The organism is Micromonospora yangpuensis, assembly GCF_900091615.1.
In the GTDB taxonomy this organism is placed as follows: domain Bacteria; phylum Actinomycetota; class Actinomycetes; order Mycobacteriales; family Micromonosporaceae; genus Micromonospora; species Micromonospora yangpuensis.
Genome location: NZ_FMIA01000002.1, coordinates 5,679,533 through 5,693,682, shown reverse-complemented (window position 1 = coordinate 5,693,682; position 14,150 = coordinate 5,679,533). Strand labels below are relative to the sequence as shown.

Below are 14,150 nucleotides of genomic sequence, written 5' to 3'. Positions count from 1 at the left end.
TCCGGTCAGGAGGTGAGTCGGAAGTAGTCGAAGGCGGCCGTCTTCGGCGCGGTCTGGTTGCCGCCCAGGGTGAACAGCCCCACCTTCGGGGCGGTTCCGACGGCGGTGCTGGTCAACGTGCCCAGGGTCGTCCAGCTCGTGCCGTCGGCCGAGTACGCGGCGGTGTAGCTGGTGCCGCTGCGCGACAGCCGCAGGTGCCAGACCCCCTGGGTCAGCCCGGTCGCCTGGGGTTGGGTGCTCTGCACCACCCCGCCGACCTCGCTACGGAACTCGATCCGGCGGGAAACCGCCTGACCTGCGGCGTTGTCCGTGACGTAGTTCAACTTCAGGTAGTTGTCGTCGTCGGCGTAGACCAACAGGCCGCCCTGCTGGTACTGCTCGTTGAAGGTGCTGCCGTCGACCCGGGTCTGCACCGTCCAGTTGCCGGTGGAGGCGTTCTGCAGGATGAAGTTCGTCGGCCCGGTGTTGCCGGTGCCGTAGATGTCACCGGTGGGTACGTCGATACGCAACGACCCGTCGGTCATCCGGTAGCGGGCGGTGTCCTCCCGGACCACCGCGTTCCACCGGCACTTCTCCAGGCTGCTGCCGGTGAACTCGTCCGACGGCACCGTGCCGGTCGAGGTGTCCGGGGTGATCCGGAACCAGTCGAAGTCGGCGTTGACCACCGGTGCCGTGGTGCCGCCGTTGAGCGCGAACAGCCCGATCCGGGGGTTGCTGATCCCGGCCAACGCGGCAGACCGGCCGACGGTGGTGAAGGTCTGCCCGTCGGCCGAGTACGCCGCGGTCAGGTTCGTCCCGTCGCTGGTCAGGCGCAGATGGACGGTGTCACCGGTAGGTGCCGCGGTGCTGTCGGTCGACTCGTTGCGGGGCGTACCGCCGCTCTCCCGGATGAACTCCACCCGCCGGCTGCCGCCGTACACCAGGTCCAGCTTGGCGTAGTTGTCGTCGTTGCCGTACACCAGCAGGCCGGCCTGCTGGTAGTCGGCGCGGGCCGCCAGGGTGAGGCGGGTGGTGGCCTGCCAGGCCCCGCTGGGTGCGGGCTGGAGCACCAGGTTGGTCGCGTCGTTGCGGGCGCCGTAGAGGTCACCCGCGCTGGTCGGCAGGCGCAACACGCCGCCGGTGACCGAGGTCGAGGACGGGTTCTCCCGCACCCCACCGGACCACCGCTGCCGGTCCAGCGACGTGCCGGTGAACTCGTCCGAGCGCAGCGCCTGGCAGGACGGGGTGCCCGTGCCGTCCACCCGGATCTGCACACTCGCCTGGCCCCGCGCACCCCGGCTGTCGGTGACCGTCAGGGTGGCGGTGTAGGTGCCCGGCGTGGTGTAGGTCCGGCTGGCGTTGAGGGTGCTGGCGGTACCACCGTCACCGAAGCTCCAGGCGTACGTCAACGGGGTGTCGCCGTCGGGGTCGGTCGCCGTACCCGTGAAGGCCACGGTCAGCGGGGCGGTCCCGCTGGTCGGGGTGGCCGAGGCGGTCACCGTCGGTGGCGAGTTGCCGCTGATCCCCGGACCGACGAAGTCCACCCAGTTGACGTTGAACAGGCTGCCGGTGCCCCGGTTCGGGTCCCGGGCGACGAAGAAGAGGCTGCCCTGGGCCGCCGCGCCGTTCGGGATCTGCGCGGTGACGTCGGTGTACGTCTGCCAGGCCCCGGTCGCCGGCACGGTGGCCGAGGTGAGCAGTGGGCCGTCGGCGGCTCCGGCGCGTACCTCGATCCGGCCACCGGAGGAGGCCGAGGCGGCCCGCAGGCGTACCGAGGTGATGCCGGTCAGGCTGGCCGGGCTGACCGACCACCAGTCGCCGTCCTCGATGAAGCCGATGTTCTGCCCGCCGCCGGCGCTGTCGGAACCGGCCTCCCGGACCACGCCCGGGTCGCCGCCGCCGGTGGCACCGGCCACCCGGCCGGTGGCGCTGTAGTACTCGGCCTGCTTCCGCTTGGGCTGCAGGATCTCCAGGGCCCGACCGGTCTGCGGTTCCGCACCGTTCGACCCGCCCCGGTCGGTGTAGGTCGCCTCCAGCACGGTGAAGACGTTGGCCTCGGCGCCGTGCCCGTCGGCGAGCTGGGTCTGCACCGTGCCGGTGCAGCCGGTGCGCTGCTCCAGCGGGTGGGCGTGCTCGTCGTGGCCGAGCAGCACCTGCAGGTTGACCCGGGAACAGTCGATCGTGCCGTCCTCGGGGTCGGTCACCTTGATCGTGTACGCGACCTGGTCGCCCCAGTCGTAGAAGCCGCCGTCCGGCGGGAACTCGATGGTGACGGTGGGCGCGGTGTTGCCGACGGTGATCGGCACGTTCGCCACCGCCGTACGCCCCGCCGGGTTGGTCACCCGCAGCTGCGCGGTGTAACTGCCGGACCGGGTGTACGTGTGGGTCGGATTGGCCTGGCTGGAGGTGCCGCCGTCGCCGAAGGTCCAGGCGTAGCTGAGCGTGCCGCCGTCGGGGTCCCGGGAGCCGGCGCTGGAGAAGGTGACGCTGAGGGGAGGTGCGCCGGAGGTCGGGGTGGCGGCGGCCACCGCGATCGGGGCGCGGGCCCCGGCGGTGTAGTCGATCCGGTAGACACCCGAGTTGTCGTTGTTGCCGCCGAAGCCGCTGCCCCACTCGATGAGGTAGAGCGCCCCGTCCGGGCCGAACTCGAAGTCCATCGGCCGGACGAAACTCATCTGGTCGAGGATCCGGTTGATATCCACCAGGGACTTGCCGTCCTTGGCGACCTGGAAGGTGTACATCCGCGACTGGTTCCACTCACCGAACATCGCCTTGCCGTCGAAGTACGCCGGCCACTGCCGACGCGACGACAGGTTCGGGTCGTACCGGTAGACCGGGCCGGCCATCGGCGCGCCGCCGCCACCGATCTCCGGGAAGCGGGCGTCACCGCCGTAGCCGTAGTCCACAGTCGCCGGGATCGCCGCCGGCAGGTTGGTCAGGCCGGTGTTGTTGGGGGAGTTGTTCACCGGCGCGGCACAGTTGAACTTCGCGCCGCTCGGGCCGGAGGGGAACTGGTAGTCGTTGTATGCCTGGTTGTTGCCGTGGCAGTACGGCCAGCCGAAGTTACCCGGCCGGTCGACGATGTTCCACTCCACCAGCCCCGCCGGACCCCGGTTCGGGTTGGCGGTGGCGGCGTCCGGGCCGTAGTCGGCGACGTACAGGACGTTGGTCTTGCGGTCGATGCCGATCCGGAACGGGTTGCGCAGGCCCATCGCGTAGATCTCCGGCCGGGTCCGGGCGGTGCCCGGGGCGAAGAGGTTGCCGCTCGGGACGGTGTACGTGCCGTCGGCCTGCGGCCGGATCCGGAGCACCTTGCCGCGCAGGTCGTTGGTGTTGCCGGCGGTACGCTGCGCGTCGTAGTCGGCCCGCCCGCTGCGCTCGTCCAGCGGGCTGAATCCGCCGGAGTCGAACGGGTTGGTGTTGTCCCCGGTGGCCAGGTACAGGTTGCCGGCCGAGTCGAAGGTCATGCTCCCGCCCATGTGGCAACAGGTGTTGCGCTGGGTGGGGATCTGCAGGACGACCTTCTCGCTGGCCGGGTCGATGGTGTCACCGTTGGCGGTGAACCGGGACAGGTGGTTACGGGACCCGCCGGCGCTTGGCGCGTAGTAGAGCCAGACCCAGCGGTTGCTGGCGAAGTTGGGGTCGAGCCGGATGCCGAGCAGACCGTCCTCGTTGCCGCCGAAGACGCTCAACCGCAGGGCGGTGACCGTCCGGTTGGTGTCCGGCTGGATGATCTGCAACCGTCCGTCGCGCTCGATGTAGAAGACCCGGCCGTCCGGGGCGATGTCCAGCTCCATCGGATTGCTGGTGTTGCTGTCCAGCGTCACCTTCTCGAAGTTGGCCGCCCGACCGGCACCACAGTCGGCGTGCACCGCCCCGGCGGCGGTCTGGATGCCACCGAGCAGGTGCTGCAGGAACTCCGCGTTGGTGAAGGAGTCCTGGGTGTGCCCGCCGCCGGTGTACCAGGACCGGCCGCCGTCGAAGCTCTGGCACCAGGCGATCGGGTGGTCCGCGCCCATCGCGCCGGCACCGGGGCTGTAGCTGCGCTCGTCGAGCGAGGCCAGCACCTGCACGCCCCGGGCCCGGGGGTTGGTGCGGAAGTTGTACCACTCGTCGTACCGGGACCACCGGTCCGGCAGGTGCCGGGTGGACTCGTGCTGGTGGTCCTCGACCTTCACCGTGGCGGTCTGGTTGGCCGGGTGGCTGTTGAAGTACGCGCCGACCAGTTGGCCGTACCAGGCCCAGTCGTACTCGGTGTCGCTGGCGGCGTGCACGCCGGCGTAGCCGCCACCGGCCCGGATGTAGCGCTCGAAGGCCGCCTGCTGGGTGGCGTTCAGCACGTCACCGGTGGTCGACAGCCAGATGACCGCCTTGAACCGGGCCAGGTTGGCGTCGGTGAAGGCGGCGGCGTCCTCGGTGCTGGTGACGGTGAAGTTGTTCGCCGCGCCGAGCCGTTGGATCGCACTGATCCCGGCCGGGATCGAGTCGTGCCGGAAACCGGCGGTCTTGGAGAAGACCAGCACGGCGTACGGGTCCGCCGCGGCAGCCACCGCCGGCTCGGCCTTCGTGCTGGCGGCTGTCGTGCTGCCGGCTGTCGTGGTGCCGGTCATCGTGCTGCGGGCCTGGACGGTGCTGGCCTCGGCGGCGGTGTTCGCCTGGGCCGGGGCACCGCCCAGGGTGAGGGTGAGGACGAGCAGCGCCACCGGCAGGGGGCTGAGCGCTGCTCGTCCACGACGAGATCGGGACACGGAGTTCTCCTCTGTCCGTACGGGACGGGCTGGAGTGGTGGATGGGTCACTCCGAGTCGATCCGAGTGCTCGTTCCGGGCGGGCGAGGGTACGCGGCGGCGCGAAGCCGAATCGATTCACATCAATTTGCGTTCGTCGATCAATTTCCAGCAAGGTGCCTGGTTGTTACGTTTCGATAACAACTGTGCCTGAAATTGGTGCAAGTCAATGCAGATCGCCATCTTTGTCATTTCAGGCGGCGGTCCGGACCTGGCCGACCGCCCTCAGTGGAGGCCGCTGGCGCTGCGGAGTGGCGGCGGCTTTCGCTGCGGGGGTGGCGGCGGCTTTCACTGTGGGTCGGAGCCGGCGGAGCGGCAGGGTGGGGGTTGGCGGAGCGGCGGAAACGACGTACGGTGACACCCGACGAACCCACGGGAGCCCGGTGTACCGGGCTGAGAGGGGGGCTGCAGCCCCCGACCGTCGAACCTGATCCGGGTAATGCCGGCGCAGGGAGGAGTGTTGCCGTGCCGTCCCTGGGACGACTGCATCTGATCACCGACACCCGCCCCGGGCGGCACCCGCTGGCCGTGCTGCGCGCCGCGCTCGGCGTCGCCGGCAGCGACCTCGTCGTGCAGGTGCGGGTGACCGACGAGGCCACCGACCGCGAGGCGTACGACCTGGCTGGACGGGTGCTCGCGCTCTGCGCGCCGTACCGGGCGACCTGCCTGGTCAACGACCGGCTGCACGTGGCGCTGGCGATCGGCGCGGCCGGGGGGCACGTCGGCGCCCACGACCTGCCCGTCGACGCGGCCCGTCGGGTACTCGGCCCGCAGGCGGTGCTCGGGGCCACCGCCCGGGAACCGGTCACCGCCCGCAGCGCCGTCGCCGCCGGGGCCAGCTACCTGGGGGTCGGCCCCTGCCACCACACCTCCACCAAGGACGGGCTGCCCGACCCGATCGGCCCGACCGGCGTACGGGCCGTGGTCGCGGCGGTCGACGTACCGGTGATCGCGATCGGCGGGGTGACCGTGGCCCGGGTGCCGGCGCTGCGGGCCGCCGGGGCGTACGGGGTGGCGGTGGTGGGGGAGCTCTCCGCCGCCGCCGATCCGGCCCGCGTCACGGCTGAACTGCTCCGGGGCCTGTCGTGAGTCGCGCTGCCGGGCCCGTCGTGCTGCCCGTCATGCTGCCCGTCGTGCTGCGGGGCGTGGTGCGGGGCGTGGTGCGGGGGCCGTCGTGTTAGGAAGGGGCCCTTTTGCAACAGAAAGCGATAACAGGGGGCCCTTCCTTGCACCCGAGGAGGTGGTGGTGGTGGGGGGTGGGGTGATCGGGCTGGCGGTGGCGTGGCGGTGTGCGCAGCGCGGGGTGCGGGTCAGGCTGCACGATCCGGCGCCCGGGTCGGGGGCCTCGCACGTCGCGGCCGGGATGCTCTCCCCGGTCGTCGAGGCGCACTTCGGCGAGGACGAGCTGACCGGGCTGCTGGCCGACTCGGCCCGCCGCTGGCCGGCATTCGCCGCCGAGCTGACCGGGGCCACCGGCGTCGACCTGGGCTACCGCACCGACGGCACCCTCGTGGTCGGGCTGACCGGCGACGACCTGGCCGAGGCGCGACGACTCTGGTCGTACCAGGAGGGGTTGGGGTTACCGATCACGCCGCTGCGCCCCTCGGAGTTGCGCCGACGCGAACCCGCGCTGAGCCTGCGGGTCCGCGGTGGGGCGTTCGCCGCCACCGACCACCAGATCGACCCGCGTCGGCTGGTCGCCGCGCTGCGCACCGCCGCCGAGCGGGCCGGGGTCGAGATCGTCGACAGCGGGGTCACCGCGCTGTCCCGGCGGCCCGGTCGGGTGACCGTGGTGGCGGCCGGCACCGGCGCGACGGCGTTGACCGGGCTGCCGGTCCGCCCGGTGAAGGGACAGATCCTCCGGCTCCGCGCGCCCGACGGCGCTCCGCCGGGCTTCCGGCACGTCATCCGGGGGTACGCCGACGGCGAGCCGGTCTACCTGGTGCCCCGCGCCGACGGGGAGGTGGTGGTCGGCGCCACCGTCGAGGAGCGCTCCGACACCGCCGTCTCCGCCGGCGCGGTGCTGCGGTTGCTGCGCGCCGCCGTCGACCTGGTCCCCGAGCTCGCCGAGTACGACCTGGTGGAGACGGTCGCCGGGTTGCGCCCCGGCACGCCTGACAACGCCCCGGTACTCGGCCCGTTGCCCGGTCGGCCGGACGTGGTCGCCGCCACCGGGCACCACCGGCACGGCATCGTGCTCACCCCGGTCACCGCCGACCTGATCGCCGACCTGGTGACCACCGGGGTCGCCGACCCGCTGCTCGCTCCGTTCCGCGCCGACCGCTTCACCGTACCCGTCGGGTCGATGGCACCTGCCTCGTCGTCGGTCCCGGCCGAGCTGCTTCGGGGCCTGTCGTGTTAGGAAGGGGCCCTTTTACCTCAGAAAGCGATAAAAGGGGGCCCTTCCTTGCACCGGCGGGGGTGTCGGTGCCGGCCGGGTCGGTGGCGGCTGTCGCGGTCGGTGACGCCCGATCGATCGAGGAGGAGAGATGGACGTGACGGTGAACGGTGCGGCCCGGACGGTCGACGTCGGCCTGAGCGTGGCCGATCTGGTCCGGGAGGTCACCACCCAGCAGCGCGGCCTGGCCGTCGCGGTCAACGGCGAGGTGGTGCCGCGTACCGGCTGGCCGGACACGGCGCTGCGCGACGGCGACCGGGTCGAGGTGCTCAGCGCGGCGCAGGGCGGGTGAGCGCGGTGTCGAACGACTCCGACCTCGTCCTCGGTGGCCGGACCTTCGGGTCGAGGCTGATCCTCGGCACCGGTGGCGCGGCCAACCTGCACGTGCTGGAGCAGGCGATCCGGGCCTCCGGCACCGGCCTGGTCACCCTGGCGCTGCGCCGGGTAGACACCGCGCCCGGCACCGCCGGTGGACTGCTCGACCTGCTCGACCGGTGCGGGGTGCAGCTGCTGCCCAACACCGCCGGCTGCTACACCGCCGCCGAGGCGGTCAAGGTGGCCCACCTGGCCCGGGACGCCTTCGACACCGACTGGATCAAACTGGAGGTGATCGGCGACGAGCGGACGCTGCTGCCCGACGGGGTGGAGCTGCTGCACGCCGCAGAGGAGCTGGTCGCCGACGGGTTCACCGTGCTGCCGTACACCAGTGACGATCCGGTGCTCGCCCGGCGGCTGGCCGACGTGGGATGCGCGGCGGTGATGCCGGCTGGCTCGCCGATCGGCTCCGGCCTGGGCATCGGCAACCCGCACCACATCCGGTTGATCCGGCAGAGCGTCGACGTACCGGTGATCCTGGACGCCGGTGTCGGGACCGCCTCGGATGCCGCGCTGGCGATGGAGCTGGGCTGTGACGCGGTGCTGCTGGCCAGCGCGGTCACCCGGGCCGTCGACCCGGTGGCGATGGCCAGCGCCATGCGGTACGCGATCTCCGCCGGCCGGTTGGCCCACCAGGCCGGCCGGATCCCCCGCCGCTCGCACGCCCTACCGTCCACCCCCGACGAGGGACGGCCCGAGCTGTGACGCGGCCTACCCGTGCCACCGGTCCGGGCGTCGCCCTGCCGTCGGGGGTGGTGGTGCTCACCGACCGGCGGGTGGCGCGACGGCCGCTGCCCGAGGTGGTCGCGGCGGCGGTGGCCGGGGGCGTGCGGTGGGTGGTGCTGCGGGAGAGGGACCTGCCCCGCACCGAGCGGGTCGCCCTCGCGGTCGCGCTGCGCCCGGTCCTCGACCAGGTGGGCGGGACGCTCGTCGTCGCCGGGGCCGACCCGCTCGACGGCGACGCCGTGCACCTGCCCGCCGCCGGCCCGTACCCGCCACCGCCGGTCCGGCTCGTCGGCCGGTCCTGCCACGACGCGGCGGAACTGGCCGCGCTGACCACCGAGGACTACGTCACCCTGTCGCCGGTCTGGCCGACCGACAGCAAACCCGGGTACGGCCCACCGCTGCGTCCCCGCGGACTCGCCGAGCTGGTCCGGACCGCCCCGGTGCCGGTGCTGGCCCTCGGCGGGATCCAGACACCCGAGCAGGTGACCGCCGCCGTCGAGGCGGGCGCGGCGGGGGTGGCGGTGCTCGCCGCGGTGATGCGCGCCGACGATCCGGCCGAGTCGGCGGCCCGCCTCACCCACGCCTTCGGTGCCGCCGTCCGGCAGGTACCCGGCCCGTACCCGTCCCGCGGAGGAACAGAGTGACCCCCACGACCGTCCTCACCATCGCCGGCTCGGACTCCGGCGGGGGTGCCGGCATCCAGGCCGACCTGAAGACCTTCGCCGCGTTGGGCGCGTACGGCACCAGCGTGATCACGGCGGTCACCGCGCAGAACACCCGGGGCGTCGACGGGGTGCTGCCGTTGCCCCCGCAGACCGTCGTCGAGCAGCTCGACAGCGTACTCGCCGACTTCACCGTCCGGGCGGTGAAGACCGGCGTGCTGGGCACCCCGGCCGTCGCCGACGCGATCGCGGATGCCGCCCGAGCCGGGCGGCTGCCGCAGCTGGTGGTCGACCCGGTGCTGGTGGCCACCAGCGGACACCGGCTCGGGATCACCGCGGCGGTCGAGCGGCTGCTGCCGTACGCGCTGGTGGTGACCCCGAACTGCGCGGAGGCCGCGGCCCTGACCGGCGCTCCGGTGACCACTGTCGACCAGATGGTCACCGCCGCCGAGACGCTGGCCGCCCGGGGACCCGCCCACGTGGTGGTCACCGGAGGCGACGTGGACGCCGACGGCGAGTCGGTGGACGTGCTTGTCGACGCTGGGGGCACCACCCTGCTGCGCGGACCGCGGGTGGCCACCGGCAACAACCACGGCACCGGCTGTTCGTTCTCGGCGGCGATCGTCGTCCGGCTGGCCGCCGGTGACCCGGTGCCGACGGCGGTCGCCACCGCCAAGGAGTACGTCGCCCGCGCGCTGAGCGGTGGGCGGGACTGGAAGTTGGGCGCGGGAGCCGGTCCGTTGGACCACTTCGGCTGGTCGTCGGCCCCGTCGTCGCGTCCTTACTGATCGACAGGGAGGCTGTCATGCAGGCACGTCGCAAGGTCTACGTCGAGGGGTCCCGCCCGGACGTCCGGGTGCCGTTCGCCGAGGTGGAATTGGCCGGGGACAACCCGCCGCTGCGGCTCTACGACACGTCGGGGCCGGGCTCCGACCCGGAGGTCGGGCTGCCGGCGCTGCGTGGACCGTGGATCGCCGAACGCGCCGACGTGGCTCCGGCGCGGGGTGCGGGGACGCCGCTGGTGGGCCGGGACGGCCGACGGCCGACCCAGCTCGCCTACGCCCGCGCCGGCGTGGTGACCCCGGAGATGGAGTTCGTCGCCATCCGGGAGGGGCTGGCGCCGGAGTTCGTCCGGGACGAGATCGCCGCCGGCCGGGCGGTGCTGCCGCTCAACGTCAACCACCCGGAGTGCGAGCCGGCGATCATCGGCAAGGCGTTCCTGGTCAAGGTGAACGCCAACATCGGCACCTCGGCGGTCACCTCCTCGGTGGCCGAGGAGGTGGAGAAGCTGACCTGGGCCACCCGGTGGGGCGCGGACACCGTGATGGACCTGTCGACAGGCAAGCGGATCCACGAGACCCGCGAGGCGATCGTGCGCAACTCGCCGGTGCCGATCGGCACCGTGCCGATCTACCAGGCGTTGGAGAAGGTGGGCGGCGACCCGGTGAAGCTGAGCTGGGAGGTGTTCCGGGACACCGTGATCGAGCAGGCCGAGCAGGGCGTGGACTACATGACGGTGCACGCCGGGGTGCTGCTGCCGTACGTGCCGCTGGCCGTGGACCGGGTCACCGGAATCGTCTCGCGCGGCGGCTCGATCATGGCCGCCTGGTGCCTGGCGCACCACGAGGAGAACTTCCTCTACACCAACTTCCGTGAGCTGTGCGAGATCCTGGCCCGTTACGACGTGACCTTCTCCCTCGGCGACGGACTGCGCCCCGGCTCCATCGCGGACGCCAACGACGAGGCCCAGTTCGCCGAGCTGCGGACCCTCGGCGAGCTGACCAGGATCGCCTGGGAGTACGACGTGCAGGTGATGATCGAGGGCCCCGGGCACGTGCCGATGCACAAGATCAAGGAGAACGTGGACCTCCAGCAGGAGTGGTGCCACGAGGCCCCGTTCTACACCCTCGGCCCGCTGACCACCGACATCGCGCCCGCCTACGACCACATCACCTCGGCCATCGGCGCGGCGATGATCGGCATGTTCGGCACGGCGATGCTCTGCTACGTCACGCCGAAGGAGCACCTCGGGCTGCCGGACCGGGACGACGTGAAGGCGGGCGTGATCGCGTACAAGATCGCGGCACACGCCGCCGACCTGGCCAAGGGCCACCCGGGCGCGCAGGCCTGGGACGACGCGCTGTCCAAGGCCCGGTTCGAGTTCCGGTGGGAGGACCAGTTCAACCTGTCGCTGGACCCGGAGACCGCCCGCGCGTACCACGACGCGACACTGCCGGCGGAGCCGGCGAAGACCGCCCACTTCTGCTCGATGTGCGGCCCGAAGTTCTGCTCCATGAAGATCACCCAGGAGCTGAAGGAGTACGCCGCCCGTGGCATGCGGGACAAGTCGGCGGAGTTCCAGTCCGCCGGGTCCCGCGTCTACCTGCCGCTCGCCTGACGTCCGCCCCGTTACCTTCTTGATCGTCGGGACCCTCGCTCTCGCTCGGTACCCGTCCGGGTTGTAGATCTTGGACACCTACCGTCCTATGTGAACGGTAGGTGTCCAAGATTCACCTCGGGGCCTGCTTTGGCAGGGGAGTTGGGGGTCAGTCGCGGTGGTGGCGGCCGGGGGAACGCAGTGAGCGCTGGCCGTCCTCCGGGGCCGGGCGGCTGAGGCCGGCGACCCAGTCGACGTACTCCTCGTCGGGCGCCGGCAGTGCCGGCTCCGCACGCTCGTCCGGCTGGTCGGCGGAGGCGGCCTTCTCCGTCCGGTTCCGGATCAGGCCGAACAGGCCCCGCCGGTTACGGAAGCGGCCGGTGCCCGAGTCGACGTCGGAGTCCTGCTCGGTGGCGGCGTCAGCGGTGTCGGACTCCCCGGCACGGGCACCGGCCACCGTGGTCCGGCCCGTCCGTGGTCCGACCGAGGTTTCGGCGGTTCCGGTCGCGGTGTCCGTCGCTCCGGTCGCGGTGCCCGGTGTTCCCGGCTCGGCCGGGCGTTGGGTAGGCGTACCCGGGACTGCCGGTGCGCTACCCGCTGCCGGACCGGCCAGCGGCGTGGCGGCCTTCGGTGGGGTGCTCCCCGCGCTGGTGGCGTCCGCGCTGGTGGTGTCCGGGCTGCTGGTTCCCGGGAGGGTGGTGTCCGGGCTGCTGGTTCCCGGGACGGTGGTTCCCGGGACGGTGGCGTCCGGTGTGGTCGTCCGCCACTCCGTTCGGCGGGGCGGGACGAAGGCGTTCCAGGAGCTGACGCCGCTCAGGTCAGGCAGCCGCGCGACCTGGTGCCGGGGATACGGCGCGACCTCGGCGGCGTCGGCCGGTTCGAGTGGCACCCCGGTGGGGGCCGGCCAGGTCAGTTCCGGCCGGTCCAGCTCGTCGACCGGGCCCGGTGTCGAGACGGGACCGGAGAAGAAGCCCGCCGTTGCGGCCGCTGGGCTCCGGTCGTCGTCGGTCGCGGCACCGGCGGAAACCTCTGCGCTGGTGGCGGATTCGGTGGCTGCGGTCCCGGCCACCGTGGGCTTGACGGCACCGGGGTCGACGGTGTCGGCCTCAGCGGCGGCGATTCCGCTGGTGGCGGGCTCGGTAGCCGGTTCCTCGACAGTACCGGGCCCGGCGAGCGTGGCATCCGTCAACGTGGCATCCGTCAACGTGGCATCCGTCAACGTGGCATCCGTCAACGTGGGCTCGGCGGGCATGGGCGCCCCGCTGACGGGAGAGCCGTCACCCGTGGGCTCACCGTCCGTGGGCCCCTTGCGAAGGGACTCGGGCGCCGGGGATACGGGGGCCGTGGGCTCGCCGCCCGTGGGCCCCTCGCGAAGGGACTCGGGGGCCGGGAACACAGGGGCCGCAGATTCGGGGGCCGGGGATTCGGTGGTCGGGGGCTCGCTGATCGTCGCCTCGCTGGTCGTCGTTGCGCTGATCGTAACCTCGCCGGCCACCGCCGCGCTGTCCGACGTACCGCTGGTCACAGCCTCGCCGGCCGGCGGGAAGTGGGCAGCCGGGGTCGGCGATTCGGGTGAGCTGGCGGTGTGGGTCGGACGGGGGGTGACGGTGCTGGCCGAGGTCGGCCAGTCCCAGTGGGCAGGTGCCGGCCGCACCGACGGGTCGCCGGAGCGGGGCCCCGGCCCGGGTCCCTCACCGGTGCCGAGCGCCGGATCATCACCGATCGCCGTACCGGTGGACCGGCCTGATCCGGTGCCGACCGTGACCAGGTCGGCCGGGCTGTCGGTGCCGGCCGCCGTAGTCGGGCCGGTGGGCGGGTCGGTGGCGGTGGGCAGGGGCTGGAGGATGTCGGTGGGTTCGATCGCCTGGCCGGACCGGGTGGCAAAGGCCGACCAGGGCCGCCGGGCGGTGGCGAGGGCGGGTCGCCACGCGGCGGTCGGTGGCCAGGGCAGCAGGGCGGCCGCGGTGGCACCGAGTGCGCCGGTGGCGACCGCGATCAGGGCACCGAGGTACGGCGCGGCCTGGTACCGGTCGACGGCGGCACCCGAGCCGGCGGCCAGATAGGCGCCGGCGACCAGCACCGGACCGGCCACTCCGGTAGTGACGCCGACCAGGGGCGGGTGGCCATGCCGGCGGGCCAGCCCGCCGGTGGTCGCGCCGACGAGCAGGGCCAGGACGGGCAGCAGCAGCGGGGCAAGGCGCTGCGCGGCGGCGGCGTCGAGCCAGGACGGCTCCAGCACGCCCAGCCGTACGGTGGTAAGTGGTCCGGTCGTGAAGATCGACGGTACGACCGAGAGCAGCGCGAGCAGCCAGAGCAGGCCGGCCGTGGACGCCACGTTCCAGCCCAGCGGCGGGTGCAGTTGCCGGGCGAGCGCGGCGGCGGTGCCGACGACCGCACCGAGCACGGCGCAGACGGCGACGGCCCAGACCGGGTCGACCCCGTCGAGTCGGGCGCTACGTGCCGGTTGCATGCAGAGCGGGGCGACCACCAGGGCGCCGAGCCCGGCGACACCGGCGATCGACAGGTGCACCGGCGTGCTGGCGGGCAACCCACGGCCACGGCGCAGCCGGTCGGCGAGGGCGGCACCGGCGGCGGCGGCGAGCGCCGCGCACCAGCCGACCCAGACGAGCTGGGCGGGCCACCGGTTGACGGTGTCGCCGACGGGCACGCCGGTGAGGCGGATGATGCCGAACGCGTACCCGATGCCGAGCTGACCGGCGCCGGTCAACACGCTCACCCCGACGGCGGCGAGCAGCAGCCTGCCCCAGGTCCGAAACGCCATGTCCGGCACGTTACGGCCCGGTGGGACCTACCGCCACCTCCGCGAAAGCGCGGCGCGGCGGTGTC

Annotated in this window: 9 protein-coding genes and 1 riboswitch; of the genes, 7 read left to right on the top strand and 2 right to left on the bottom strand. The window is 72.8% G+C overall.

Going from position 1 to position 14,150, the window contains the following annotated elements:
* Positions 1-5 precede the first annotated feature (5 nt).
* Complete coding sequence (locus GA0070617_RS25590; protein WP_229688566.1) at positions 6-4,589, bottom strand: ThuA domain-containing protein; 4,584 nt, start codon at positions 4,587-4,589, stop codon at positions 6-8.
* A 538-nt stretch (positions 4,590-5,127) separates the two neighbouring features.
* Positions 5,128-5,236: riboswitch (TPP riboswitch) on the top strand.
* Here GA0070617_RS25590 and thiE point away from each other — a divergent pair.
* From thiE to thiC, 7 genes are all read left to right on the top strand, one after another.
* Complete coding sequence (gene thiE / locus GA0070617_RS25585) at positions 5,231-5,854, top strand: thiamine phosphate synthase (protein WP_091443953.1); 624 nt, start codon at positions 5,231-5,233, stop codon at positions 5,852-5,854. Its footprint overlaps the riboswitch before it by 6 nt.
* An 85-nt stretch (positions 5,855-5,939) precedes the next feature.
* On the top strand, positions 5,940-7,127 hold the full coding sequence (thiO, locus tag GA0070617_RS25580) for a glycine oxidase ThiO (protein WP_175440655.1): 1,188 nt from the start codon (positions 5,940-5,942) through the stop codon (positions 7,125-7,127).
* Positions 7,128-7,254: 127 nt separating this feature from the next.
* Positions 7,255-7,455 (top strand): sulfur carrier protein ThiS, encoded by a 201-nt coding sequence (thiS, locus tag GA0070617_RS25575; protein ID WP_091443949.1) that lies wholly within the window; start codon positions 7,255-7,257, stop codon positions 7,453-7,455.
* A 5-nt stretch (positions 7,456-7,460) separates the two neighbouring features.
* Positions 7,461-8,243 carry a thiazole synthase gene (locus GA0070617_RS25570; protein ID WP_091447354.1) on the top strand — a complete coding sequence of 261 codons (783 nt, stop codon included), beginning with the start codon at positions 7,461-7,463 and terminating at the stop codon, positions 8,241-8,243.
* Positions 8,240-8,908 (top strand): thiamine phosphate synthase, encoded by a 669-nt coding sequence (locus GA0070617_RS25565; RefSeq protein ID WP_091443946.1) that lies wholly within the window; start codon positions 8,240-8,242, stop codon positions 8,906-8,908. Before GA0070617_RS25570 ends, GA0070617_RS25565 begins: the two co-directional genes overlap by 4 nt.
* Positions 8,905-9,714, top strand: a complete 810-nt coding sequence (thiD, locus tag GA0070617_RS25560; protein WP_091443942.1) for a bifunctional hydroxymethylpyrimidine kinase/phosphomethylpyrimidine kinase — start codon at positions 8,905-8,907, stop codon at positions 9,712-9,714. Before GA0070617_RS25565 ends, thiD begins: the two co-directional genes overlap by 4 nt.
* A 17-nt stretch (positions 9,715-9,731) precedes the next feature.
* On the top strand, positions 9,732-11,324 hold the full coding sequence (thiC, locus tag GA0070617_RS25555; protein ID WP_091443935.1) for a phosphomethylpyrimidine synthase ThiC: 1,593 nt from the start codon (positions 9,732-9,734) through the stop codon (positions 11,322-11,324).
* Positions 11,325-11,472: 148 nt separating this feature from the next.
* Here the strand turns inward: thiC and GA0070617_RS25550 are convergent, their stop codons facing one another.
* Positions 11,473-14,085 (bottom strand): hypothetical protein, encoded by a 2,613-nt coding sequence (locus GA0070617_RS25550; RefSeq protein WP_091443929.1) that lies wholly within the window; start codon positions 14,083-14,085, stop codon positions 11,473-11,475.
* Between the last annotated feature and the right edge of the window lie 65 nt (positions 14,086-14,150).